We start from the raw sequence: 25,644 nt of genomic DNA on the forward strand, positions 1-25,644 counted from the left end.
GTCACCAGCCCAGGATGTCGGCGAGGTAGGCGCGGGCCTTCTTCGCGTACGCGAGCGGCACGGCCTTGTTCGGGTCCTGCTCCGCCTCCACGACGAGCCACCCCTGGTAACGGGCGTCGGCCAGCACCTCCAGGATGGGCCGGAAGTCGATCGCGCCGTCCCCGGGGACGGTGAACACACCGAGCTGGATGCCTTCCTGGAAGGACAGGCCCTCCTCGCGCACCCGCCGCACCACCTCGGCCCGTACGCTCTTCAGATGGACGTGGCCGATGCGGTCGGCGTGATCCCGGGCCACCTCCAGCGGATCGTCGCCGGCGAAGGCCACGTGTCCGGTGTCGAGCAGCAGGTGGACCAGGTGCGGGTCGGTCGACGCCATGAGCCGGTCGATGTCGGCCCGGGTCATCACGCCCGTGCCCATGTGGTGGTGGTAGCTGAGCCTCATCCCCGCCGAGGCGGCGATCTTGCCCAGCTCCTCCAGGCCCGAGGTCAGGGCGTCCCACTGGGCGTCGGTGAAGACCGGACGGTTGGCGAACACGTCCACCGGCAGCAGATGGGAGGACCCGCCGAACTCGGCCACGACCAGCTCTGTTCCGCCGAGCGCCCTGATGTGGGCCAGGGTGTCCTCGAACGCGGCGATCGTCTTCTGCCGCATCCTGCCGATGGTGAAGTACGTGCTCGTCCACGGCTCGGACACCGTGAGGCCCCGCAGGTCGAGGGCCGCCTTGAGCTCGGCGGCGTCGGTGGGGCACTTGTGCCCGAGGCTGCAGCCCTGGAAGCCGGCGAGCGCCATCTCGCTCACGGCCTGCCCGAAGGAGACACCGGCGTCGATGGTGGGGAAGTCGTCGTTCCACCACAGGGTGCAGCAGACGCCGAGCTTGACCCTGTCCGGGCTGAGGCGGACGGCTCGTTCCGCTACGTCGGTCATCTTCTCGCCCCTTTCAGGTAGCGGTCCGCGATGCGGGGTGGCCGGGCCCAGGAGCCGTACCCGGGTGCCTTGGCCCCGGGAGGGTTGGCTCCGATGGCCCGCCACAGCAGCCCCTCCTGGTAGGAGGCGGCGGTGACCGTGGAGGTGCCCACCGCCGCGTGGGCCCCGTACCGGTCGATCCACTCCGGCGGCAGGGCGTACCACATCCCGGCGTACCAGAGCTTGATGATGTTGCGGGCCACCGGGCCGAGCCGGTCGTCGCTGAAGACGCGGTGGCGCAGCGCCCGGTCGAACGCCTCCCCCTCCAGCGGGGTGCGTGTCTGGTTTCCGTTCTCGGCCGCCGCGTCGGCGCGGGCCGCCCGGTGGGCGTCCAGGAGCGCCGCGACGATCCCGTCACCGCAGGCGGCCCGCACTTTCTCCAGGTAGCCCTCAGCCATGCCGGTGCCGAGCAGATCGGTCTCCTCGAACGCGGTGAGATCGACCGACAGGAGCAGGAAGTCCTCAAGCGACGGGGCGGTCATGGTGTCACCGCCCGGGTCGGCTCGCCGGCGTCCCGCGCGGCCGGCTGATCGGACCCGGCCGCGGGTTCGATCTCGAAGGTGGGAGCGGCGTGCAGGCCGTCGTGGCCCGGGAGGGGGTTGCAGATCAGCCGGTTGAACCCGTCGCGCAGGCGGAACATGTCGCACACGGCGTCCTGCAGCAGGGCGGGCCGCCCGTCGAACGCCTGGGTGAGCAGGGCGAGGAGGGCACCGTAGTCGGCGTTGAACTCCCGTGCCACGCGGGCGAGTTCCGAGCCGGGCGGGTAGTCGGCCAGCTTGGCGCTCACCTTGACGTTGTGCACGTCGTCCCAGGAGATGCTGAGCGGCGGTCCGGTGGGGGTGCCGGGTTCGTCGCCCTCCTGGTAGTAGCGCCCGAGCTGCAGCTGCCGGAACCGGTAGTAGTGGGCGAGCTCGCCCTCCGCGTCGTAGATGCCCGAATCCAGGCCCTCACCCTGGGCGGCGATGAACTGGAGCGCCCGCCGGGCCGAGTCCAGGTCGGTGACGACGATCATCGTCCCGCCGCCGGAGTAGAAGTACTCGGGGCCCACCTGCCGGGCCGGGTCCCCGCGGAAGAGCGCCGGGTCGTCGGCCGCCACCTTCTCGAGTCCCTCGGTGATCTCTTCGTAGAACTCGCCGATGCTGTAGAAGCGCATGCCCTCGGCCGTGGGGCTGGAGACGAGGAGCGGCGCCCTGTCGGCGGGTGCGCTCAGCAGCCGTTCGTCGGCGCTGGGGGCCTTGCCGGGCCGCTCGATCTTGCAGAACGTCTCGACCGCCTCGGGTGAGAAGGGCCGCAGGTCGACGGTGAAGTCGTCCTCCCCGTCCGGCAGGTAGGCCGGGTAGGAGGGCACGAAGCCGGGGCGGGTCAGGTCGGGCCGCCCGCCGACGGCGTTCAGGACGTTGGCGACGAGGGTCAGGTGCAGCATCTCCTCCACCGCGGCCACCCGGATGATGTGGGCGGCGTCGGAGTTGGTGGTGGAGCGTATGGAGTAGTACGCGGTCAGGTACGGGGGGAGCGTGGCGTGTTCGAGTGCCAGCGCCGCTTCGAGATAGCGGATCAGGTCGTCGCGGTTCTCGATGGTGGACACGGTCACCAGGCCGCCTTCCCTGAGGTGGGCGCAGCGTCGCGCCGGTTGGAGGTCACGTTGACGGGTGCGGTCTCGGAGTCGAGCCGGGCCAGCATGGCCCGGGCGCTGCGCAGGCACAGGGCGGCGATCGTGAGCGTCACGTTCGACGTGCCCACCGTCGGCATGCTCCCCCCGCCGACCATGTAGAGGTTCCCGTAGTCCCAGCACCGCTGGTCCGCGTCGACGACCGAGGTCGTCCGGTCGCGGCCCATCACATGGGTGCCGGCGAGATGGTTGCCGCCGCGGATCTCGTACCCCTCGCCGTCGTGGACGGCGTAGCCCCAGAAGTTCGGGTTGTACGCGGTGTGGTCCTCGGCGCCCAGCCGGGCGAAGATCCGTTTCGACAGCTGTCGCGCGTAGGCCACGCCCCGCATGGTGTATTCGGGGATGTCGTAGGTGAGGACAGGCCGCATGTTGCCGAGCGCGTCGATGAAGTCCGGGCTCACGGTGATCCGGTTGCTCGGGTCGGCGGGGACCTCGACCATGAACGCCAGCTGCAGCTGCCGGGACACCCGGTCCACCAGGCCCTGGCGCAGCGACGCACCGTAGCGGCTGCCGGAGTCCACCAGGCTGATCAGGTCGGTCATGGGGGCGCCGCGGGCCCAGCCCCAGCCGTCGTTGTGGATGTCGATCGTGAACGCCGCCTGCCGGCTGCGGAAACGGCCTCCGCGCAGGTCGGCGATGCCGCCCGTGCAGACCGTGCCGCGGAAGGTGCCGGCCGGTTCCGGCAGCAGGCCCCACGCCAGCAGGTAGGCGTGGTCCATGAAGTTGCGGCCCATCAGGCCGCTCGAACCGCGCAGGCCGGAGGCGAGCATCAGCCGAGGGTTCTCCACCGCGTTGGCGGCGAGGACGAACAGGCGGCCGCGGGCCCTCATCGTCGTGAAGCCGGGGCTGTCGGGCCGGTCGTAGCGGCGGTACTCGATCTCGGTCACCCGGCGCGTGCGCTCGTCGATGTGCACCTTGTGGGCCACCGCCTGGCCGACCAGGTCCACCCGGCCGGTGCGCAGGGCCACCGCGAGGGTCTTGCCGGCGTTGTACTTGGCCTGCACCGGGCAGATGGGCACGCAGTTGTTGTTGCCCTGGCAGCGCTCGCCGACCTCGACCTGGTACGCGCTCACCGCGCCCTGGGGCACATAGCCCTTCCCTCCGTCGTAGTCCGGGTTCGCGATGCCGTTGCGGCCCTGCGGGAACGGCCGGACCCGCAGCCGCCGCTGCACGCCGTCGAGCTCGACCTCCATCCCGTCGATGTCCTTGGCGACCGTCCGGTCCAGATAGGACAGGGGCAGGCCCTTCATCGGGAAGACGTAGTCGTCGTCGAAGGTGATGCCGAGGTAGGCCTGGTCCTCCACGTCGGCGGAGACACCGATCTCGCGCTCGGCCTCGCTGTAGTACGGGGCGAGGTCGTCGTAGGAGAGCGGCCAGTCCGCTCCCTCGCCGTAGAGCGACCGCATGCGGAAGTCCTCGGGCAGCATCCGCAGCGTCTTGCCCTCCCAGTGCATGGTGGTGCCGCCGAGGACGCGCGTGTAGGTGGTGTCGGTGGCAAAGGGGCCGTTCTGGACGAGGTAGGCCGAGGCGTCGGGCGCCCCCGGGACGATGGGCCGTACGTCGGTGCCGCGGGGCATCGGGGCGTTGGGGAGGGCCGGGTAGGGGGCCTGGTTGTCCTTGCTGATCGCCTCGTAGAACCGGTTGAGGTAGTCCTCGTAGCCCCTCAGGGTGAGATCCTCGGCCGGGCCCGCCTCCAGGATCAGCACTCTGCGACCCGCCTGGCTCAGCCTGGCGGCGATCAGGGCGCCGGAGATGCCGCCTCCGACGATGACGGCGTCGTAGAGATCGTCGGCCGCCACCGCGGGGTCGGTGCGCTGTGCCGCGCCCTCGGGGAACTTCTCGTACATGAGGCGGTCACTCCTCCTCTGTCAGGTGCGCCGGTTCCGGAGCGGCCCGGCCGGTCGGCCGGCCGTCAGACGGCCTCGGCCCTGGCTCGCATCGCGGACAGGTAGGCGGCGTAGCTCCACGTCAGGTTGCGGACACTGCGCTGGTAGCCGGTCGTGCCGTCGAACTGCTCGGACAGCTCCAGGTGATCGCTGTGGTAGACGACCGCCCGCACCATGGCGTCACCGGTGGCCGTCAGGGCGGTGGCGGCGGCCGTGGGCGGGGTCGACGCGTCGATGCCGGACTGGGCGAAGAAGGGGGTGGACAGGTCGTCCACGGGGACCGCGTCTCTCGTCCTGATCTCGGCGGCGAGCTTGTAGTGCAGTTCGGCGACGTTGCAGGTGGACAGAGCCCAGGGGTGGCCGCCGCGTTGCGGGTGCGCGGTGTCCCCGCCGTAGACGTCGTCCGGGTAGCGGCCGAACATCGGGCCGATGCCGCGTCCTTCGCGGTCGGACTTGTTGATCGGGTAGAAGGCGGGGCCGCCCTCTTCCCACTGCGACCGCAGCCGGGCCGCCGTGGCGAGCAGCTTGGTGTCGGTGACGGGCACGGCCCCGTAGACGGCCGCCTGGACGATGTCGATGTTCGGGTCGTAGCCGACGACGACGGGGTTCCGGGGCGAGGGCGGGGCTCCGTTGCCGGGGTCGGCCAGCACGCTCACGTACATGCCGCCGTCCCAGTGCTCCGCCAGCGCTCGGCGCAGCCGGTCGGCGGCGGGCCGCAGCGTGGCCGGCTTGTCGATGCCGACGATGGTTGAGGCTTGGATTTCCTCGAAGCAGCGGAGCTGGGCGGAACGGGCGAAGAAGCTGTACCCGTTGTGCTCCTCCCACAGGTTGGTGGTGGGCTCCTCGAAGACGCCGAGGAGATAGGCCACGTTCGAGTTGACCAGGTCGACCGCCTGCTCGCGGGTGCCGGCGCCGAGCTGGTCCCAGGCGGCCAGGACGGTGCTCGTCTGCAGGGCCGGGCCGTCGTTCTGCTCGGTCCACGGGCGGGCTTCGCCGGCGATGGTGAAGCAGGAGTGGCCCTGGGTCAGCGGCGGTCGGGCGTGGGAGCGGCACAGGTCGGCGAACCGCACGTAGTCGTCGAGCGTCGGCACCGTCCCGTCGGGGCCGGCGGGCAGGCCGGAGCGCACGACCTCCATGACGGTGATGGCGCCGTCGCGCACCCAGTTGAAGACGTAGTCCTGGTCGATGCCGGGGGTCTGGGCCGGGAAGGACGGGGCGGCGATGACGCAGCCCGGCTTCGAGTCGCGGGAGACGTCGCCCGGCGCCTGGGGGTCGCTGTAGACGAAGCCGTTGCTGGCGATGTTGCGCAGCATGAAGGCGAACATGATCGGTACGAGGGACCGCAGATCGAGCGCGCCCGGGGCGAGGGAGGTCTGCACGGTCGCCCGCGCCGAGGGGGCGTCGCCCGGCCGGTGGGTGCGGGCGCGCAGGCCGGACGTGGTGTACTCGAGCATGGTTGAACTCCGTAACGAAAGCGGAGTACGGAAAGCGAATGCGTCCATGGGGGCTGCCGCCACGAGTACGTGGGATTCCGGCCCGGGCCGGCCGCGGTGCCGGCGCGAAAGAGCGCAGATCGTTCTCAAGAACTTCTATGTTCAACCTGGAAGGGCGAGTTGATAGCGCTGCCTGGATGTCCGGCGCGCAGACCACTGCCGTGAATCCCACGATACGCGCGAATGCGCAAGATCGCCGTGTGAGGTGCGGGCTCGCGGACGGGCGACCGTATACGATCTGACGGTCCGTCACCAGCCTTTCGCCGGTCGTGTTGCGGTCCACCCCCCGAGTGCTTTCATGGAAATGAAGGCTGCAGTGCGGAGGGAACGGACCTCATGCCCACCAAGGTCATCCGCCACCCGGAAGGCAAGGCGCGACCCCACAGCGCACCGTGGTACACGCTGTACCCGAGGCGGTGGTGGACCCGGGCCTCACGGACCGTGGGCAGAAAATGGCGCAAATACAGAACGGAAAGGGAGGCACGCAGGAGCATCGTGCCGAATCGCGAATGGCGCTCCTGGAATTTCTCCCTTGGTCCTTTGCTGCGTATATATGCGCTGGTCGGGACGATTCTGCTGTTCGGTTGGGTGGCGCTGACCGTCTACGATTTCTACGGGTCGAAGCTGGATTACGATGACAAGCAGCCCCACGCTTCTGAAGGAGACGAAGCGCTGCATCATGTACTGGATTCCGAGTGGTTCGATGCCGTCAACCACATTGCCGGCCCAATTCTGACCGCGTCCCTGCTCCTGGCGCTCTTCCTGCTCTACTGGTACCACAAGACCAAGCAGCCGATCGTCAACAAGGCCCGCACCCGACCGCATGAGCTGGTCCCCACGGCCGGGACCCTCGTCAATCGGATTGTCGGGCGGCATGAACTTTCCCAGGTAATGGCCCAGACGCTCCGCAACAGAAAGACCCGCAAGCCTTATCTGCTCGTCGGCGGGGTGGGGGTCGGCAAGACGGCCGTGCTGGTGGAACTCACCCGGATGCTGGCGCAGCAGGACGCCGTTCCCGTGCCCATCAGTCTGCGCGACATGAAAGGCGACGGTGAACTCGACTTCGAGGAAATGGCGCGGCGCCGCTTCCAGGACGAGGCAGATCAGGGAGTCCTCGCCGGCAGCAACATCGACAAGACGTGGCGGCAGCTGAGACTCGACGACAAGGCCGTCGTCATCGCCGACGGCCTGGAGGAGGCCCTCCTCGACGAGAAGTACCAGGAGGACCGGGACAACATCATCCGGCGGGCGATAGACCGTGCCGACCGCCAGAAGCTGCCCCTGGTCATCGCCTCCCGCCCGCACGCACCGCTGGAGGGCACGCGGGCCGCGATCGCCAACCTGGAGCCGTTGAGCGAGGAGGCCGCCCTCGAGTATCTGATCCGGGAGCCCGGTCAGCTGGACGAGCGGCGGCTCGACTGGGTGGTGGAGACCGCCCAGGTCGCCGATTCCCCGATCTACCTGCGGATCGCCCGACTGCTGCAGCAGTGCGGTCTGCTGGAGCATCTGACCCTGCGTGGCGAGGGCGACCGCCTGGACACCCGCAGCAACGACTGCGCCACGCTCCGTCTCGGGCTTCTCAACACCTATCGCCAGGCGCTCGAAGACGGCCGCATCTTCGACAAGCTCGTGATCGACCGCAAGGAACGCCAGGAAACCATGTGGGTCGTGTCGGCGCTGGCCTGTCTGGGGCTGTTCCAGGACAGCCTGGAGGTGCCCTTCGACGACTTCGTCAACGCGCACGTCGACGATCTGCTGCGCCGCAGGAAGTGCGAGGTCGGACACGAGGAGTCACCAGCCTCACCGGTGCAGCCCGGCACCCGCCTCGTCGCCACCCCGGCGCAGCGTGACGCGATCTGGGGTGTGCTCGCCCGGAAGATCGGGGTGTCCGCGCCCTGGCTGAACACGGTGGACTACCCCGTGGAATGCCGCATCGAGCTGGCGAGGTACACCGCCGACGGGCAGCTCCTGGGACTGGTGTACGGCTGCAAGAACAAGGTCCGCTTCCCGCACAGCATCCTCCAGGCCTATCTGGGCTTCCGCCTGCTGAAGGAGATGTCCGACGCCGAGATCGACGCGGTCGTCCGGCCGGCGCTGCGCAGCCCGGGTCCGTCCCGTGAGCTGCTCATCGCTCTGGTGCTGCTCTCCCGTCACCGGGCAGATCCCGTCACAGGCCGGACGCGAGGGACTCCCGGGCGTGAGAAGAGCCACGACGCAAGGCCGAACCTGGCCGAGCTGCTGCGTGCCGCCGCAGCCGATCGACACGATCCGAAATACTTCGACCTCTATGCCGCGGCTCTGGAAATCGACTGCGTCGACCCGGTGTCTCTTCAGGACACTTTGGCTCGGGATCTCGACGAACAATGGGCAGGCCTCGACATCAGAGGGGACCAGCGGACCATCGCGGACGCGAAACTGCGTCTGGTGCGGCGCTTCGGAGCGGCGCTACGGGAAAGGGAGCGCCGCCACAGGGGCGGTCCCCTGCCCTACAAGCAGCTCTTCCAGATCGGCACGCGCGAGCCCTCCGCTTCCGTCCGGACGGCGATCGCGTACGAGATCGCCTCCGGGGGCGATGCCGCCTTCCGCGACCTGCGCACGGAATTCCCCCTCGGGACCGACCCCATGACCCAATACCTGCGGAAAAGCGAGGAAGCCAAGAAGAAACTGGACCACGACTACACGGCCTGGCTCAATGAGGAGAGCACGACCCGCGCCGCCGACCCGGAGGCGGCGAGGAGAAGGCAGCGCAAACACGACTCGATCGTCGCGGAGTACGAGCAGAGCCGCATCACGTGGTGGCGCCATTTCACCCTCCGGGCCTGGCTCGTTCCCATGATGGTCGGTTCCGTCTCGGAGAAGTACCGTGACGAGGCCAAGGAGCGGATGGGCCTCTGGCTGCAGAACCTGACCACCGCTGCGGACCGACCGGTCCCACGGATGCCGCTCTCCTTGGAGAACGCCTTGGCTCAGGGCTTCAAGAGCGCGGCGAACCGCAGGAAACGGCACCCGGAGGCGTACGAGGAGACGCGGGCCTACCTGGTGAAGCAGGCGGAGAAGATGCTCACCTGCAGTCGTTACTGGTACGCCCAGCTCTGTCTGCTCCAGGCGCTGTGCCTGTGGGAGCTGCCCGACACCATCGGACACGGCTCCGGCTCACCGAACGGGCACCGCCGTCGTACCGCGCCGGCCGACCGCCCGGCCAGGAACGGCGACCCGGCGTCCGACGGACCCATGGAGCCCACGAGATCGGTCGCCCGGTGGCTGACGATGGCGGGCAGCGCGCACGACGTCCCGGCCCGCGGCGGTGACACCTCCGAACACCGCACGGAGAAGGTCCTGCACCCGTTCGTCGCCGAGGCGGGCGACCTGGTGACCCTGGCCCTGGAGACGGGACATCCGGAGCGGTTCGTCTGGATCGACGAGAACGAGGTCACCGACAACGTCGGTTCCACCCCGGCCGATCCGGAGCGGTACCGCAAGCACAACCTGTGGATCGCCCCCTCGGTCGGCTGGAGCATCCTGCACCCGCGAGCGCAGCGCCTCCTCGCCGATGTCCTCGTCATGCTCAACCTGACCCGGGGCAACGGCACTCCGGACGACATCGAGGAGCGTCTGAAGCTGGCGAACCGCAACAGCCTCCCGCACTGTCTCACCCACGACCGCAGCCGCCTGCACCCCGAACGCAGCGTCGGCCGCGCCGACCGGGACGAGGCCCACACCACCTGTGTGTCCCCGTGCGAGTTCCGCCTGTGCCCCTACCCGCCCCAGGCCGGCAACGCGCAGACGGAGATGGCGGAGCTGTTCTGCCGGCAGCAGCAGGCCCTCCTGCACAGCCGCTCCCGCTGGCACCTGCCGGCCGTCAGCCGGCACACGGCGCCCTGGGTCAGCATCCCCGTCAGTGAGCTGCACATCTTCTGGGAGCAGATGGCCAACCGGAACCGCAAGACCACCGACGACGACGAACACCTCCTCTGAGGACGCAGGGGAGGACCCGGCGGAACTGGCTCGAAAGGCAAGTCCTGATGGACGGTTACCCACTGATCGAGAACCACGGACTGATCGGCGATCTGCAGACCGCCGCGCTGGTGACCACCGAGGGTGTGATCGACTGGTTCTGCTCCCCCCGGTTCGACTCGCCGAGCGTCTTCGGGGCTCTGCTGGACAAGGACAACGGCGGGCACTGCACGGTCCGGCCCGCGCACCCGACCCATGCGACCAAGCAGTTGTACCTGCCCGACACGGCGGTCCTGGTGACACGGTTCATGACCGAGGCGGGCGCGGGTGAGGTCGTCGACTTCATGCCGGTGACCGGTACGACGGTCACCTCCTGCCACCGGCTGGTGCGTCTGATCCGCTGTGTGCGCGGCAGCATGACGTTCCAGGTCGACATCGCGCCCCGGTTCGACTACGGACGCAGCAAACACGACCTGCACATCACGCCGAACGGAGCGGTCTTCGCCGCGGAGGACGGCACGGAACTCACCGTGCACCGCATCCGTGAACCGGGGGACGAGCGGCTCGCCGACTTCGTCATGGACCGGGAAGCCGACCTGTCCCTGTCGCTGACGCTGCGGGCCGGTCAGCAGCGCGGCCTGATGCTGGAGATGGGCGCCGACGGGCCACCCGCCGACGTCCGCCTGGACACGTACGAACAGCTGTTCAACGAGACCGCGGGGTTCTGGCGCTCCTGGCTCGCGCAGTCGCGGTACGCCGGGCGCTGGCGGGAGATGGTGGAGCGGTCCGCGATCACGCTGAAGCTCATGACCTTCGCGCCCAGCGGCGCCGTGGTGGCCGCTCCGACGACGGCCCTGCCGGAGCAACTGGGCGGCGAACGCAACTGGGACTACCGCTTCACCTGGATCCGTGACGCCTCGTTCTCCGTGTACGCCCTGCTGGGACTGGGCTTCACGCAGGAGGCGCGGGCGTTCATCGCCTGGCTGAGCGACCGGGTCAAGGAGCAGGCCGGCAGCGGCGGGACGACGGGGCCGCTGAACATCATGTACAAGGTCGACGGTTCGTCCGACCTGAAGGAGCAGATCCTCGACCACTGGGAGGGCTACGCCGGTTCACGGCCCGTGCGGATCGGCAACGGCGCGGCGACCCAGCTCCAGCTGGACATCTACGGCGAGGCGCTGGACAGCATGTACTTCGCCCACCAGCACGGGTTCCAGGGCGACTACGGGGGATGGACCTCGATGCGGGCGAACCTGGACTGGCTGGCCGACCACTGGGACCAGGCGGAGGAGGGCATCTGGGAGACCCGCGGCGGACGCCAGGACTTCACCTACGGCCGGGTCATGTCCTGGGTGGCGTTCGACCGCGCGCTGCGCCTCGCCGGGGCGAAGGGCTGGCCGTCGGCGGGCGGAAGATGGCAGACCGAGCGCGACGCGGCCTACGAACAGGTCATGGCCAAGGGGTGGAACGAGGGCCGGCGGGCCTTCGTCCAGCACTACGGCAGTGACGTACTGGACTCCTCGCTGCTGCGCATGGCGACGGTCGGTTTCGTCAGCAGCGAGGATCCGATCTGGTCGTCGACGCTGGACGCCATCGAGCGGGAACTCGTCAGCGACAGCCTCGTCTACCGCTACAACCCGGAGGCCTCGCCCGACGGCCTGCGCGGCTCCGAGGGCACCTTCTCGCTGTGCACGTTCATGTACGTCGACGCCCTCGCCAGGGCCGGGCGGACGGACAAGGCACGGCTGGTGTTCGAGAAGATGATGGGGTACGCCAACCATCTGGGCCTGTACTCGGAGGAGATCGACCCCACGGGACGCCAACTGGGCAACTTCCCGCAGGCCTTCACCCACCTCGCCCTCATCGACGCGACCCTCACCCTCGACCGGGCGCTCGACACCCGGTAGCCCGGCCACGGGGCCGCCCTCGGCTCATGAGGCGGCCGCGCCCTCCGCGTCGCGGTCCGAGGGCGGCCAGACATACGGCAGGTCGTCCGGCACGTCGGGGAAGCGGGCCGCGTACACGTCGGGGGCCTTGCGGACGAGGGCCGACCGGTGGCTGCGGTGGAAGGCGGGGTCCCCGAGCCACGGTGGCAGTTCCCCGGCCTCGGCGAGTTCCGGCTGCTCGCGGATGGGGTGTCCCGGGCGGTGCGCGGCGAAGCCGGCGACCAGGGAGGCGGCACAGCTGTCCTGATGCCCCAGCTCCCGCCAGACACGGCACACTTCGAGGCCGTAGCGCACGAGGGCCTCCTCGTACCCGGTCCACATGCGGACAGCGGGATGCCGGCGCCAGCCGTACCCGGGCACGGTCAGGCCGCGCAGCACCTGGAGGGCCTCGACGCGCTGTTTGCCCAGGCGGCGCCGGTCGAGGTCCTGGGCCGACCGCCGGAAGTCGGGATGGGTCAGGAATGTCTGCATGGCGTGGGCGTCATCCCTCCTGCCGGCGTTCTCGCGCCGCCCGGTCCGCCCTGCCGCCCGCGCCGAGCGGGCCGGTGTCGCGCACGGGGCCCCGGATCTCGATGCGGGGCAGTCGGCGGCGGCTGACACGCAGGACGACCGGGGGCAGGGCCGCCCGCGCCGGTTGCACCAGCCGCAGCCAGGGCGGCACGTAGACGACGGTACGACGGCGTTCCACGGCGTGGATCAGGCGGTCGGCGGCCCTTTCCGCGCTGTCCAGCCTGCGGGCGGGCGGCGGCATGGCCGCGCGCAGCTCGCGCAGGACGTCGAAGCCGTCGACGTCCCGGACCATGTCGGTGTCGATCCAACCGAGGTAGGCGATCCCGACGGCGACGCCGTGGTGGGCGACCTCGGCCCGCAGGCTGTGCGCGAAGGCCTCCACGCCCGCCTTCGCCGCGCAGTAGGCGCTCATCAGCGGGGCGGCGCCGAGCGAGGCCAGCGACGCCACCTGGAGGTGGTAGCCCGCGGTGGCGAGGAGGTGGGGCAGGAAGGCGCGGGCGGTGTAGGCGCTGCCGGTGAGGTTCACGTCGACCACCCGCCGCCAGGTCACCGGGTCCGACGCCAGGAACGGGCCGCCCTCGGCGATACCGGCGTTCGCGATGACGACCGAGGCGGCACCGAGACGGGCGTGGACGGTGCGCGCCGCGGCGGCGAGCGCGTCGGGCTCGGTGACGTCGGTCTCCAGGGCGAGCGCCGGACCGGGCAGCGAGGCCGCGACGGCCTTGAGGGCGGCGCCCTCGTGGCCGAGCAGGGCCAGTCGGGCGCCGCGCCGGGCGGCCTCCCGCGCCAGCGCCGCGCCCAGGCCGCGGGCGGCCCCGGTGACCACCACGGTCCGGTCCGTGAGCGGGCGGCTGTCCATCGGCGCTTCCCTTCCCTGCCGTCGCGGGTGCCGGGCGGCACTGCCGGGTCTCCCTTCGCTTCCGCCTCGGGGGCCCGGCCGGATGCGCCCGCGGCTCACTCCTCCGGCAGCGGCGGCCCGGCGACGTGGGCGGGGTGGCCCGGCGTGCGCCGCGCCTCCTTCAGCTCGGCCTCGTACAGATGGCGGCGGCCCTGCGCGAGCTCCTGTGTGCAGGCCGCCTCCAGCTCCCGGAAGGGCCGGTAGTACGTGTCGTCGTAGCGCTCGACGATCTGGAACGTCCAGTGTCCGGGGATGACGTTGCGGCCGATGACCTCGGCGCGGATCTTCTCCGCCCACTCGGGGTGGCCCGCCTCGGCCAGCAGGTCGGCGGCGTGCTCCAGCTGGAAGTCGGCGGTGCCGGTCATCTGGTGGAAGTCGTACAGGCGGCCTCTGGCCCGCTCGGTCGTCTCCAGGGCCTTGGAGAGCGCGCCGAGGGCTTCGACGGTCTTGTCGTCGACGCCGTCGGGGCGGCGGTGCTGCTGGTCGGGGCCGTCGGGGTGCTCCTGCATGGGTCCTCTCTTTGGGTCGGCTTACGGCTCACAGTGCTCGCACACGGCTCGGGGCGGGCGTCCCTTCCGTCATCTTCTGTCCCCGGCGCGGTTCCGGCTCGCCAGCAGCCGCTGCAGGCGGGCCCGTCCCGGCGGGCGGTGGCGGCGCAGCGCGGCGCGGGCGGCGTTGGCGCCGGGCGCGCCGTGCACTCCCCCGCCCGGATGGGCGCCGGCGGAGGCCAGGTACAGGCCGGGGACGTGGGTCTCGGGGCGCCCGCTGCCGGGCAGGGGTCGGAAGACCAGCTGCTGGTGGAGGGCGGTCGTGCCGCCGTTGATGGCGCCGCCGACGAGATTGCGGTCCAGTTCCTGGAGGGTAGGCGGGGCCAGGACACGCCGGGCCCGTACGAGGGCGCGGAAGCCGGGGGCGAAGCGTTCCACCTGGCGTTCCACCCGGTCGGCCATGAGTTCCTGGTCCTTGGCGTTCCACTGCCCGGTGATGCCCTCGTCGGCGGCGTCGGCGCGGATCTCGTGCGGGACGTGGGTGTACGCCCACGCGGACTCGGTGCCGACCGGGGAGCGGCCGGCGTCGGCCGTGGTCATCTGGCCGAACAGCAGGAAGGGCCGGTCGGGCACCTGCCGGGTGGCGATCTGGGCGGCGAAGCGGGTGAGTTCGTCGACGCCGTCCGCGAGGTGCACCGTGCCGGCCCGCCCGGCCTGTTCCGCCTGCCAGGGCACCGGGCCGTCCAGCGCCCAGTCCACCTTGAACGTGGCGAAGTCCCACTGGAAGCGCCTGAGGTCGCTCAGCACCTGCGGCGGCAGATGCTCGGCCGGGACCAGTTCGCCGTAGAGCGCGGGCACGGACACGTCCGCCAGGACGGCCCGGCGCGCGGTCACCGTCTCGCCGCCCTCGGTGCGTACGCCGACGGCCCGGCCGCCGCGCACGACGATGCGCTCGACGCGCTGCCCGCAGCGCAGCTGTCCGCCGCGTGAGCGCAGCCGTCGGGCGAGTGCCCAGGTCAGCGCGCCCGCGCCGCCGACGGGTACGGGGAAGCCGTAGGTCTGGCCGAGCATCGCCATGAGCCAGCCGAAGCCGCCGCTGCCGGCCGCCTCGGGGGCCAGGTCCGCGTGCAGGGCGTTGCCCGCCAGCAGCAGCCGGCCGCCCTCGCCGCGGAACTCCTCCTCGCCCATCCGGCGCACGGGCAGCACCAGGGAGCGGGCCGTGCGCAGCCCGCCCGCCGCCCGCAGCCGCATCGCCAGCCGGGCCGTGGCGCGCACCGGCGGGAACGGGGTGAACAGGGCGTCCAGGAGGTCGGGGCGGAGCCTCTCCCACAGCTCGTGCAGCCGGCGCCAGGCGGCGCCGTCGCCGGACGCGAAGGCGTCCACGGACGCCGCCGTGACGTCGAGGTCGCGGTCGAGGACGGCGCAGGTGCCGTCGGTGAGCGGGTGGGCGAGCACGCTGGGCGCGTGGCTCCAGCGCAGTCCGTGGTCCTCCAGACGCAGCGCGGACAGGACGGGGGACGCCGCGGCCAGCGGGTAGAAGGAGCTGCACAGGTCGTTCACGAAGGCCGGGTCGACGCCGCGGTCGTGGCGTACGGCCCCGCCGGGTTCGGCCTGCTCCTCCAGGACCTCGACGCTCCATCCGGCGTCCGCCAGGACGTTCGCGGCCACCAGGCCGTTGGGGCCGGCCCCGATGACCACGGCGTCAGGCATGGCCGCTCCCGCTCCCGCCGGACGGGGAACCCGCGGGCTCGGTCCCTTCGGACCCCGGCCCGGCGTTCTCCGCGCCGCTGCGGCCGTTGTCCGGCCGGCTCTCGCACAGCCGGGCGAGGCGGGCCAGCATGGCGCGGTGGCGCAGCTGGATGAGCACTTCGAAGCCGGCGTTGTGCAGCAGGCCGCCCGCTCCCTGGAGCGGGTGCTCGTCCACGATCACCAGGCAGTGCTCGCCCCACGGCCGCAGCTCTATGGCGATGCGCGCGCTGCCCAGCGGTCCGGCGTGGGCTTCCAGTTCCAGCCCGGCACCTTCCTCGCAGCGGCGCACGATCGTCTCGTTGGACAGCCGGAACGGGCCGATCGGGACCTCGTAGCGGATCGCCGCGTCCGTCTGCGGCCACTGCCCGCGCACCGGTTCCGCCCCGGACGGTCCCACCACCCACTGCGGATACTTGCCGCCGTCGGCCAGGACGTCCCACACGACACCGGGCCGGGCTTTGATCAGACGATGACGAACGGCCACGTGCGCCTCCGTACGACGGTGGAGTGCCGGCCCCTCGGCCGGCCGTTCCCGGGTGCCCCCGCATCACCGGTCCAACCAGCCTCATCGGCACCGCGAGCCGACGCCGGGAGGTCACATGGCGCCGCCGATCCACCCCGCCGCGTCCAGTCGGAACGCGCCGGGCGACACCACCGCGCCGAGGTCGTCCTCCATCGCGCTCACCCGCTCCTCCCCCAGCTCGGCGGCCCACTCGGCACGCAGCCGCTCGAAGATCGCGGCCGAGCGGGCCAGCATGTCGAAGCCGCGTGCGGTCAGGCGGACCAGTTTGCGGCGGGCGTCGGCCGGGTCCTCGGCGCGCTCGGCGTACCCGAGGGCCACGAGGCGGTCGACGGTCTTGCCCGCCGCCTGCTTCGAGATGCCGAGGCGCCGGGCGATGTCGCTGGCGGCGCTGCCCTCCGGGCCGATTGCCTGGAGGGCGAACCCGTGCGCCGGGCGCACGTCCGGGTGTCCCTGCCGGGCCAGCTCGGTGTGCAGCTCGTCGATGAGGGTGCGGAACCCCGCGAACAGCAGCAGGGGCAGCTCGTACCCAGCTCTCGGCCGGGGCGGGCCGGAGCCGCGTCGCTCCTGTCCCCCGCCCGCACGGGCTTCCCCTCCGGGGACTCCCTTCCCAGAAAGGGAAACCTGGTTTACCATCTCATCATCGTCAACCATGTTGACCATTCTAGGAGGCTTCATGTTCCCCGCCCACACCCTGGAGAGCGCCCCGCACGCGTCGCGGCCGGCGATGCGGTCCGTCGCCGACGCGTTCGGCGGGGCGGTCCCCGACGCGGTGGCCCGGCTCGCCACCTCGCCCGAGCTGCTCAACGGGTTCCTGTCGATGAGCGCGAGCTTCGAGCAGTCCACCCTCGACCCGCTCGCGCGGGAGGTCGTCATCATGACGGTCGCCGTCCGCAACCAGTGCCACCTCTGCGTCAACCTGCACGCCGGCAAGCTCCGCAAGCTCGGCGCGGACCCGGACCTCGTCACCGCCCTGCGCGAGGAGCGCGCCCCGCAGGACGCGCGCCTCGCGGCGATCCGGGCGTTCACGCTCGACGTCCTCGCCACCACCGGCGCCGTGGACGACGACCGGATCACGGCCTTCCTCGCCCACGGCTACACCGAGCGCAACGCCCTCGAAGTGGTCCTCGGCATCGGCGCCTACACGATGTCGACCTTCGCCAACCGCCTGGTCAGGGCGGCCTGACAAGGCGGCGCCCGGTCAGGACGCGGCGACCGCCGCGTCGAGACCCCGGGCGGCGACGACCTGCGCGTTGCCATCCGCCAGGCGGTAGCACAGGCCCACCACGGCGGCCTGTCCGGCGGCGACCTTCTCGGCGAGCACCCGGGAACGGTCCAGCAGCAGGTCGACGGTGTGCCGGATGTGCTCGGCGAGGATCTCGTCCGGCTCGGTGCGGCCCGCGGCCCGCGCCGCGAGCACACTGGGGGTCACCCGCTCCACGACGTCCCGGATGTAGCCGCCCGGCGCCACCCCGTCCTCCAGCGCGGCACGCGCAGCGCCGACCGCGCCGCACGAGTCGTGGCCGAGGACCACGACCAGGGGGCAGCCCAGTACCTCTACGCCGTACTCGATGCTGCCCAGCACCTCGGCGCCGACGACATGGCCGGCGGTACGCACCACGAACAGGTCACCCAGACCCCGGTCGAAGACGATCTCCGCGGCCAGCCGGGAGTCGGAGCACCCGAACAGCACGGCGAAAGGCTGCTGACCCGGCACGGTCTCGGCGCGGCGGGTGGCGTCCTGGTTGGGATGTTCCGGGGTGCCCGCGACAAATCGCTGGTTTCCGGACATCAGCAGCTCAAAGGCCTCGGAGGGCGTCTTGATCTTGTTATCGCTCATGCCCGCAGCCTACGAAACGACACCTGCGCCCGCATCGCCCGGGCCGGGCGCCGGGCGGGCCGACGTCGGGCCGTTTGACCCTCACGCGGCGTCAGGCCACATAGTCGGGGCGTGGAGGAACACCTGACCGTGGGGCGTGTGGCCGGGCTGGCCGGCGTGAGCGTCCGCACGCTGCATCACTACGACGAGATCGGCCTCGTACGGCCGTCGGCGCGGACGCCGGCCGGATACCGGGCCTACGCGCCGGGCGACGTGGAGCGGCTGCGGGAGGTGCTCGGCTACCGCAGGCTGGGCTTCGCCCTGCGCGAGATCGCGGCTCTGGTGGACGACCCGGCCACCGACGCGGTCGCGCACCTGCGGCGGCTGCGCGGGCTGCTGGAGGAACAGCGCGACCGCACCGCCGCCATGGTGGCGGCCATCGACAGGGAACTGGAGGCACGGGCGATGGGCATCCGGACGACACCCGAGGAGCAACTGGAGGTGTTCGGGGCGCAGTTGTACGACTCCATCGGCTCGGCGTACCCGGCGACGCGGCGCACCGAGCCGCGGATCGCCGCGCGGATCTGGCAGGCGCTCGGGGACGCGCGGACGGTCCTGAACGTGGGGGCCGGCACGGGTTCGTACGAGCCCCCGGACCGCGACGTCACTGCGGTGGAGCCCTCGGCGGTCATGCGGGCACAGCGTCCCGCGGGCGCGGCACCTTGTGTGGCCGCCAGTGCGGAGAGCCTGCCGTTCGCGGACGCCTCCTTCGACGCCGCGATGGCGGTGAGCACCGTCCACCACTGGCCGGACCCGGTCGCCGGGCTGCGCGAGATGCGGCGCGTGGCGCGGCGGGTGGTGGTGTTCACCTACGACGCGAGCAGCCCGGGGTGGCTCCAGCGGTTCTGGCTCACCCGCGACTATCTGCCCGAGTTCGCCGGCCTGCTCGCCGGCTGGCCGTCGCCGGCCGACCTGACCCGGGCGATCGACGGCCGCGCGGAGCCGGTGCTCATTCCGTGGGACTGCGCGGACGGCTTCTTCGAGGCGCACTGGCGCCGCCCCGAGGCGTATCTGGACGACCGGGTGCGCCGCGCGGTCTCGGTGTGGACGCGGGTGGGGCCCGACGCCGAGCAGCGGGCGGTGGACGCCCTGCGCGACGACCTGGCCTCGGGCCGGTGGGCCGAGCGCAACCGCGACCTGCTCGCCCACGACGCGGCCGAACTCGGCCTGCGCCTGCTCGTGGCCTGATCCGGGCGGGCCCCACCGGCCAGGGTCCGCCGCGGCTCACTGGCCGCCGAGGCCCGTCGTGGCGACCGACTTGACGATCTGGCGCTGGAAGAAGAGGAAGACCACGACCAGGGGCAGCGCGGCCAGCACGGCGGACGCCATGGTCTGCGCGTACTGGATGCCGTAGGCGTCCTTCACCGAGGTGATGCCGACCGGGAGGGTCATCAGCGCCGGGTCGGACGTGGAGACGAAGGGCCACAGGAAGTTGTTCCACGCCCCGATGAACACGAAGATCGCCACCGCGGCCAGCATCGGGCGGGACAGCGGCAGCAGCACCGACCAGAAGATCCGCCAGTGGCCGGCGCCGTCGATCCGGGCCGCCTCCTCCAGTTCCCGGGGCATGGAGTCGAAGTGCTTCTTCAGGATGAACACCATGACCGGCGCCACCGTCTGCGGCAGGATCACGCCCGCGTAGGTGTCGAGCAGGTGCAGGCCGAGCATCTGCCGGAACCACGGCACGATGAGGATCTGCGGCGGCACGACCACCGCGGCCACGGTCAGCGCGAAGAACACGCGCCGGCCGGCGAACCGGGTGCGCGAGAAGGCGTATCCGGCCATGGCGGACACCAGCACGGTGACCGCGGTGACGGCCGCGGCGATGAGGAAGCTGTTGAGCATCCACAGCGGCAGGTCGCCGCGCTGCCACACGGTGCTGAAGCCCTTCAGCGTCAGCCCGTGGCGCGGCCACGCCCAGTGCTCCGGGTCGCTGGCGTCCCGCTCGGACTTGAAGGCGGTCAGTACGGCCCACAGCATCGGCAGCAGCCAGACCGCGGCCAGGACGGCGAGCACGGCGAGCGCCAGGACACCGGCGAGGCGGCTGTCGCCGAGGACGAGGTGGTTGCCGCGCGGCCGGACCCGCGCGGTGACCGCACGCCGGGAGGGCCGTGCGGGGCGGGAGGCGGACGGGGCGCGGACGGGCAGGTCCGTGGAGGTCATGTCACTTCTCCCGGCGGCGGAGGGCGGCGTACTGGGCAGCGGAGGCGAGCAGGACGAGGGCGAAGAAGACGTAGCTGATCGCGGAGGCGTAGCCGAGGCGGTAGCCGGTGAAGCCGACGTCGTAGACGTACTCCACGACCGGGCGGGTGGAGCCGTCGGGGCCGCCCTTGGTGAGCAGGTAGATCTGGTCGAACACCTTCAGGGAGGCGAGGATCTGCAGGACGGTCACGACCGCGGTGATCCGGCCGAGCTGCGGCAGGGTGATCGACCACAGCCGGCGCCAGGCCCCGGCGCCGTCGAGGGCCGCCGCCTCGTACAGGTGGTCCGGGACGGCCTGGAGGGCGGCGAGGTAGAGCAGGAAGTTGAAGCCGACCGTCCACCACAGGGTGGTCAGGACGATCGCCCACATCGCGACCGACTCGTCGCTGAGCCAGGCCACGGGGCCCAGGCCGAACAGGTGGAGGAGGTGGTTGAGCAGGCCGAGGTCCGGCTGGTAGAGCCAGATCCACAGCAGGCTCACGACGCCGACGGGCAGCAGATAGGGCGCGAAGAAGGCCAGCCGCCACACCCACTGGCCGGGCAGTCCGGTGTGCACCAGCAGCGCCATGCCGAGCGCCGCCGCGACCAGCGGCACGGTCGACAGGACGGTGAACCAGACGGTGTGCCCGAGGGCCCGCCACATCTCGGCGTCGCGGAAGGCCTCCGTGAAGTTGTCCAGGCCGACGAAGTCCGGGTTGTGGGCCGACAGGGAGGTGTCCGTCAGGCTCATCCACAGGCCCTGGGCCAGCGGCCAGACCATGAACAGGGCGAACAGGACGAGGAAGGGCAGCGCGAACAGCAGCCCGGGCGGGCCCTGCCGGCGCGCCGGCAGGGCCCCGGAGCGGGGCGAGGCGTGGGGAGAGGACATCGTCGTTCCTCCTGCGCTGAAGGTCGTGACCGGGTCAGGCCGGGCTGGGCTTGGAGAGGAAGGTGTTCAGGCGACGCACCATGGCGCGCGCCGCGCGGTCCGGGGCGAGGGAACCAAGGAGGGCCTGCTGCAGGACCTGGGACATGGAGTTCTGGAAGTCGGACCCGGCGCCGGCGAACCACACCGAGGGGTCGAGGACGACGTGCTGCTGGGCCTGCGCGTAGTGGGACTGTGGCCGCAGCGCGGCGTAGGCGCCGGTGCGGGTGGCGGGGCCGTAGGCGGGGATGTGCCCGGCGGTGGCCCAGATCTGCCCGGCCTTGAGGAGCGCGGCGACGGCCTGGTGGGTGCGTCGGCGGCGCGCGGGGTCCGGGTCGGGGTGGTGCGGCAGGACGAAGGCGTGCGAGTCGGCGTAGACGGCCGGGGTGCCGAACACGGTGGGGAACGGGGCGGCTCCGACCTTCGGGTCGGCGGCGCGGAAGGTGCCCAGCTCCCACTCGCCCGAGAGGATCATCGCCGTCCGGCGGTCGGCGAAGGAGGCGATCGCGGCGGCGTAGTCGAGGTGCCTGGGGTTGGTCCGCCCGTCGACGAGTTTCGCCATGAAGGCGATGACCTCGGCCATGCGGTCCACGTCGGCCTCGGCGGGGCCGCCCGGCGGCAGGTCGAACCGGCCGCCGGTCTGCCGGTACAGGCCGTAGAACAGCCGCCAGCCCTGCGCGCTGTCGGTGACGTAGCCGAAGGCGATGCCCTGCTTGCCGGAGGCGCGGGCCAGTTCGCGGCCGGCCCGGAGGAAGGCGTCCGGGGAGGAGAACGCCCCCGTGTCCAGGCTGCCGTCGCTCTTCAGCAGGCCGGCGCGGGCGGCCGGTTCGGGGTGGTAGAAGACGATGAACGGGTGCGTGTCCAGCGGGACGGCGTAGGTCTTGCCCCGGTACTGGGTGCGGCCCCACACGGCCTCGGTGAAGGCGCTCGGAGTGATGCCGTACTCGGCCAGCAGGTCCAGGTCCCAGGCGTCCAGCAGCCCCGTGGGCGCGTAGCCCGCGAGCCGGGACAGGTGGGCGACGGCCACGTCGGGGCCGCGTCCGCCGGCCGAGGCCATGGCGAGCTTGGTGTAGTAGGGCGTGCCCCACTCCAGGACCGTGCGCTCGACCCGCGTCCCCGGCATGTCGCGGCGGGCGGCGCGCACCATGTCGTTGAGCAGTCCGCCGTCGGCCCCGCTGAACAGGTCCCACAGGCGCACCGTGTCGGGGTCCGCGGCCTGCGCCGAGCCACAGCCGGTGAGCGCTCCGCCGCCGAGGACCACCGCCCCCGAGGCGAGCGCGGCGCTGAGCACCCCGCGCCGGGTGAGACCCCGGTTCCCTTCTGGTTCCGGCCAGTCGGTCATACGGCTCCTTCCCTGACGGGCGGCGCGGTGCGGACGTGAGTTCCTCGTCCGCCCGGCACCGGGCCGCCTGCTTTACATCGTTGTAAGTTCCGCTGCGAAGAGCCGGTCGCCGTCCGTGCGCGACCGGGGTGGGTCAGTCCCGCTCGTAGGCCGCCGGACGGGACTGCGCCCGCCGGACGCGCTCGATGTCGAGCTTGCGGGAGCGGTCGAACCGGTAGAGGCCGTTCTGCTCCTGGAAGACGTCCGTGAGCTGGGTGTAGCAGTAGCCGAACATGTCCGGATCGTCGAGCAGCACGCCGGTCAGCCCGGCGAAGCGCTGCTGGAACTTTTCCTCCGTGCGGGGCCGCTCGCCGTACCCCCACGACGTCCCGGCCTCGTCACCGGCCGCGTCCGCCGCCCGCGGATCCCACCAGATCCCGCCGAACTCGCTGCAGAAGTACGGCTGCCCGCGGTACGGCACCGACCAGGGCCGGCCGTCGGGAGCGGCGTTGACGTACGGCCTGTCCTCGGCGAGGCCGGACATGGCCTTGGCGAAGGCGGCGGGGTCCTGCTCGTAGCAGTGGGAGTCGTAGACGTCCGTCTCCGGGACGCGGTGGGCGTAGCCGGAGGCGTCGACGACGGGGCGGGTCGGGTCGGCCTGCTTGGTGGCCAGGAACATCGCCCGGGTGACGTCGTCGAGCTGGGTGATCCGGTCGTGCAGGTGCTGGTACGTCTCGTTCAGCGGGCACCAGCCGATGATCGCGGGGTGGGAGTAGTCCCGTTCCAGGGCCTCCAGCCACTGGGTGACATAGGCGGCGTCGGGGCGCTGGTTGTCGTCGCGTACGCCGACCTCGCAGCCCCAGTCGCCGAACTCGCCCCACACCAGGTAGCCGAGCCGGTCGGCGTGGTGGAGGTAGCGCTCCTCGAAGACCTTCTGGTGCAGCCGGGCGCCGTTGAAGCCGGCGGCGAGGCCGAGCTCGATGTCGCGGATGAGGGCCTCGTCGCTGGGGGCGGTCATCAGCCCGTCCGGCCAGTAGCCCTGGTCCAGCACCAGACGCTGGAAGACCGGACGGCCGTTGAGCAGCAGCCGCTTGCCGCGGATCGCGACCGAGCGCAGGCCGGCGTAGGACCGGGCCTCGTCGACGACCCGGCCCTCGGCGTCCAGGACGCACAGCTGAAGCCCGTACAGGTGCGGGTCCTCGGGCGACCAGAGCCGCAGGCGCTCCTCCGGTATGGGGAGTACGAGCCTCGGGCACAGGTCGAGATCGGCGCGCGACTCGGCGGCGGCCACCGGCCCGGCCTCGTCGCTGAGGACGGCCCGCACGCGGTGCCCGGGCAGGTTGGCGGTCAGCGGGAGGTCGAGGAAGAAGCTGCCGGAGGAGACGTCGGGCGTGATCCGGGGCCGCTTCAGGGCGACCGTCCGGGGCACCGGCTCCATCCAGACCGTCTGCCAGATGCCGGTCGTCCGCGTGTAGTGGCAGTGCGAGTTGGCGTACCAGGTGGCCTGCTTGCCGCGCGCCTGCACGCCGTGCCGGCTGTCCCGGGCGCGGACCACGAGGGTGATCTCGGCGCCGGGTTCGGCGATGCCGTCGAGGTCGGCGGTGAACGGGGTGAAGCCGCCGCGGTGCCGGGCCACCTCGACGCCGTTCGCCCAGACCGTGGTGTCGTGGTCCACGGCGCCGAAGTGCAGCAGGACGCGGGCGCCGGCCCACTCGGCGGGCACCGTCACGGTGCGCCGGTACCAGACCGCCTCCAGGAAGTCGGTCTCCCCGACCCCCGACAGGGCGGACTCGGGGCAGAAGGGCACGGTGATCGTGCCGGTCAGATCGCGCTTCAGCAGTCCGCGCTCCAGGCCGGTGTCGGAGCGGTCGGTCTCGAACTGCCATGTGCCGTTGAGGTTGAGCCACGCGTCGCGGACGAACTGCGGCCGGGGGTACTCGGGTCGCGGCAGGTCCGACGGGTGCGGGACGGGCATGGTGCTCCTTGAGTCGCCTGTGCTGTTCGACGCGGCACATGGCACCATGCCGATTACAACGATGTAAATAGGCGGGAAGATCAGAGGGGTGGCTCGAAACCGTTTCGTGACAGTCGCTAAGCTCGCGCCAGCCGGAAGGAAGAAGAGGAGCGTGGCCGCCAGACCCAGCATCAAGGACGTCGCCGAATACGCGGGCGTCTCGCCCAAGACCGTCTCGAACGTGATCAACGACTTCGAGCATGTCTCGGAGAAGACCAGGGCGGCCGTGCGGGAGGCCATCGAGGCGCTCGGCTACCGGGTGAACATCGCCGGCCGCCAGCTGCGCCGCGGGCGCACCGGCATGATCACGCTCGCGGTGCCGGAACTGGACGTGGCGTACTTCGCGGAGCTGGCCAAGCATGTGATGGCCGCGGCGGACGGGCGCGGACTGACCGTGCTCATCCACCAGACGGGCGGCGTACGGGACCGGGAGCTGGCCGCGCTGCACGGGTTCGACGCGCAGTTCACCGACGGGGTGATCCTCAGCCCGCTGGCCCTGCTGCCGCGCGACTTCGCGACCCGGGACACGCGGCTGCCGGTGGTGCTGCTGGGCGAGAGCTGCCCGGCGGGCTCCGCCGACCACGTGGGCATCGACAACGTGGCGGCGGCCCGGGAGGCGACCGAGCACCTGCTGGCGCGCGGGCGGCGGCGCATCGCGGTCGTCGGCGGCGCCCTGAGGGGCAGGCTGGGCACCGACCGGCTGCGCACCCAGGGCTACCAGGAGGCGCTGCGCGCGGCGAGCGTTCCCTTCGAGCCGGAACTGGTGGTGCCGGTAGGGGCTTTTCACTGGCAGGACGGGGCGCGGGCCGTCGGCGCGGTGCTGGAGCGGGGTCCGGCTCCGGACGCGCTGCTGTGCCTCAACGACCATCTCGCCCTGGGCGCCCTGCGCGCCCTGCACGAGGCGGGGCTGCGGGCCCCGGACGATCTCGACGTCGTCGGCTTCGACGACATCGAGGCGGGGCGGTTCAGCGTGCCGAGCCTGACGACCGTCGCCCCGGACAAGGCGGGCATCGCCGACGCGGCGGTGTCCCTGCTGGCCGACCGGATCGACCGCGCGTCGGCGGAGGACGCGAGCGGGCACATCGTGGCCCACCGGTTGGTGGTGCGGGAGAGCAGCGGGGGGTGACTTGCCGGGGGCGGGTTCCCTGCGGGCGGCGTCTCTTATGGCGCGGGTTCCCAGGGGGCGGGCGTCTCCTGGGGCGCGGGTTCCTTGCGGGCGGCGTCTCTTATGGCGCGGGTTCCCAGGG

General features: G+C 71.7%; 21 protein-coding genes. 5 read left to right on the forward strand and 16 right to left on the reverse strand.

Features of this window, described 5'->3' with window-relative positions; all coding sequences use genetic code 11:
• Position 1: 1 nt before the first annotated feature.
• The 5 genes from iolE to IE308_RS10385 form a co-directional block, all read right to left on the reverse strand.
• On the reverse strand, positions 2-925 hold the full coding sequence (gene iolE, locus IE308_RS10365; RefSeq protein ID WP_190217629.1) for a myo-inosose-2 dehydratase: 924 nt from the start codon (positions 923-925) through the stop codon (positions 2-4).
• Positions 922-1,446, reverse strand: a complete 525-nt coding sequence (locus IE308_RS10370; RefSeq protein WP_110626069.1) for a hypothetical protein — start codon at positions 1,444-1,446, stop codon at positions 922-924. Before IE308_RS10370 ends, iolE begins: the two co-directional genes overlap by 4 nt.
• Positions 1,443-2,555: a ferritin-like domain-containing protein gene (locus IE308_RS10375; RefSeq protein WP_190217630.1), complete on the reverse strand. Its 1,113-nt coding sequence runs from the start codon at positions 2,553-2,555 to the stop codon at positions 1,443-1,445. Before IE308_RS10375 ends, IE308_RS10370 begins: the two co-directional genes overlap by 4 nt.
• Positions 2,552-4,480: a GMC family oxidoreductase gene (locus tag IE308_RS10380; RefSeq protein WP_190217631.1), complete on the reverse strand. Its 1,929-nt coding sequence runs from the start codon at positions 4,478-4,480 to the stop codon at positions 2,552-2,554. Before IE308_RS10380 ends, IE308_RS10375 begins: the two co-directional genes overlap by 4 nt.
• A 65-nt stretch (positions 4,481-4,545) precedes the next feature.
• Entirely contained in the window at positions 4,546-5,973 is a 1,428-nt protein-coding gene (locus tag IE308_RS10385) for a glycoside hydrolase family 15 protein (protein ID WP_190217632.1), read from the reverse strand.
• Between the two features lie 375 nt (positions 5,974-6,348).
• On the opposite strand from IE308_RS10385, the gene IE308_RS10390 reads away from it, so the two are divergent.
• Together IE308_RS10390 and IE308_RS10395 are read left to right on the forward strand one after the other, a co-directional pair.
• Complete coding sequence (locus tag IE308_RS10390) at positions 6,349-9,987, forward strand: ATP-binding protein (RefSeq protein ID WP_190217633.1); 3,639 nt, start codon at positions 6,349-6,351, stop codon at positions 9,985-9,987.
• Complete coding sequence (locus IE308_RS10395) at positions 9,984-11,873, forward strand: glycoside hydrolase family 15 protein (RefSeq protein WP_268256476.1); 1,890 nt, start codon at positions 9,984-9,986, stop codon at positions 11,871-11,873. Before IE308_RS10390 ends, IE308_RS10395 begins: the two co-directional genes overlap by 4 nt.
• A gap of 24 nt (positions 11,874-11,897) precedes the next feature.
• Here the strand turns inward: IE308_RS10395 and IE308_RS10400 are convergent, their stop codons facing one another.
• The 6 genes from IE308_RS10400 to IE308_RS10425 all read right to left on the reverse strand — a co-directional run bounded on the left by IE308_RS10400 (position 11,898) and on the right by IE308_RS10425 (position 16,713).
• Complete coding sequence (locus IE308_RS10400; RefSeq protein WP_190217635.1) at positions 11,898-12,383, reverse strand: MSMEG_6728 family protein; 486 nt, start codon at positions 12,381-12,383, stop codon at positions 11,898-11,900.
• 10 nt (positions 12,384-12,393) lie between these two features.
• On the reverse strand, positions 12,394-13,281 hold the full coding sequence (locus tag IE308_RS10405) for a short-chain dehydrogenase/reductase (RefSeq protein WP_190217636.1): 888 nt from the start codon (positions 13,279-13,281) through the stop codon (positions 12,394-12,396).
• Positions 13,282-13,376: 95 nt separating this feature from the next.
• A complete protein-coding gene (locus IE308_RS10410; protein ID WP_190217637.1) occupies positions 13,377-13,829 on the reverse strand; it encodes a hypothetical protein in 453 nt (150 codons plus the stop codon).
• A gap of 69 nt (positions 13,830-13,898) precedes the next feature.
• Entirely contained in the window at positions 13,899-15,518 is a 1,620-nt protein-coding gene (locus tag IE308_RS10415) for a phytoene desaturase family protein (protein WP_190217638.1), read from the reverse strand.
• Positions 15,511-16,041 (reverse strand): SRPBCC family protein, encoded by a 531-nt coding sequence (locus IE308_RS10420; protein ID WP_190217639.1) that lies wholly within the window; start codon positions 16,039-16,041, stop codon positions 15,511-15,513. Before IE308_RS10420 ends, IE308_RS10415 begins: the two co-directional genes overlap by 8 nt.
• Positions 16,042-16,152: 111 nt before the next feature.
• A complete protein-coding gene (locus IE308_RS10425) occupies positions 16,153-16,713 on the reverse strand; it encodes a MarR family winged helix-turn-helix transcriptional regulator (RefSeq protein WP_229908816.1) in 561 nt (186 codons plus the stop codon).
• 40 nt (positions 16,714-16,753) lie between these two features.
• Between IE308_RS10425 and IE308_RS10430 the strand changes: the two genes are divergently transcribed.
• A complete protein-coding gene (locus IE308_RS10430) occupies positions 16,754-17,263 on the forward strand; it encodes a carboxymuconolactone decarboxylase family protein (protein ID WP_190217641.1) in 510 nt (169 codons plus the stop codon).
• 15 nt (positions 17,264-17,278) lie between these two features.
• Here IE308_RS10430 and IE308_RS10435 read toward each other — a convergent pair whose 3' ends face one another.
• Positions 17,279-17,917: a carbonic anhydrase gene (locus IE308_RS10435; protein ID WP_190217642.1), complete on the reverse strand. Its 639-nt coding sequence runs from the start codon at positions 17,915-17,917 to the stop codon at positions 17,279-17,281.
• 138 nt (positions 17,918-18,055) lie between these two features.
• Between IE308_RS10435 and IE308_RS10440 the strand changes: the two genes are divergently transcribed.
• Positions 18,056-19,144, forward strand: a complete 1,089-nt coding sequence (locus tag IE308_RS10440) for a MerR family transcriptional regulator (RefSeq protein ID WP_229908872.1) — start codon at positions 18,056-18,058, stop codon at positions 19,142-19,144.
• Positions 19,145-19,180: 36 nt separating this feature from the next.
• Here IE308_RS10440 and IE308_RS10445 read toward each other — a convergent pair whose 3' ends face one another.
• From IE308_RS10445 to IE308_RS10460, 4 genes are all read right to left on the reverse strand, one after another.
• Positions 19,181-20,119 carry a carbohydrate ABC transporter permease gene (locus IE308_RS10445; protein ID WP_190217644.1) on the reverse strand — a complete coding sequence of 313 codons (939 nt, stop codon included), beginning with the start codon at positions 20,117-20,119 and terminating at the stop codon, positions 19,181-19,183.
• Position 20,120: 1 nt separating this feature from the next.
• A complete protein-coding gene (locus IE308_RS10450; protein WP_190217645.1) occupies positions 20,121-21,026 on the reverse strand; it encodes a carbohydrate ABC transporter permease in 906 nt (301 codons plus the stop codon).
• A gap of 34 nt (positions 21,027-21,060) precedes the next feature.
• Positions 21,061-22,404, reverse strand: a complete 1,344-nt coding sequence (locus IE308_RS10455; RefSeq protein ID WP_190217646.1) for an extracellular solute-binding protein — start codon at positions 22,402-22,404, stop codon at positions 21,061-21,063.
• 133 nt (positions 22,405-22,537) lie between these two features.
• Entirely contained in the window at positions 22,538-24,358 is a 1,821-nt protein-coding gene (locus IE308_RS10460) for a glycoside hydrolase family 2 protein (protein ID WP_190217647.1), read from the reverse strand.
• Positions 24,359-24,509: 151 nt separating this feature from the next.
• On the opposite strand from IE308_RS10460, the gene IE308_RS10465 reads away from it, so the two are divergent.
• A complete protein-coding gene (locus IE308_RS10465) occupies positions 24,510-25,523 on the forward strand; it encodes a LacI family DNA-binding transcriptional regulator (RefSeq protein WP_190217648.1) in 1,014 nt (337 codons plus the stop codon).
• Positions 25,524-25,644 lie beyond the last annotated feature (121 nt).

This window comes from Streptomyces griseosporeus, assembly GCF_014656055.1.
GTDB lineage: Bacteria > Actinomycetota > Actinomycetes > Streptomycetales > Streptomycetaceae > Streptomyces > Streptomyces griseosporeus.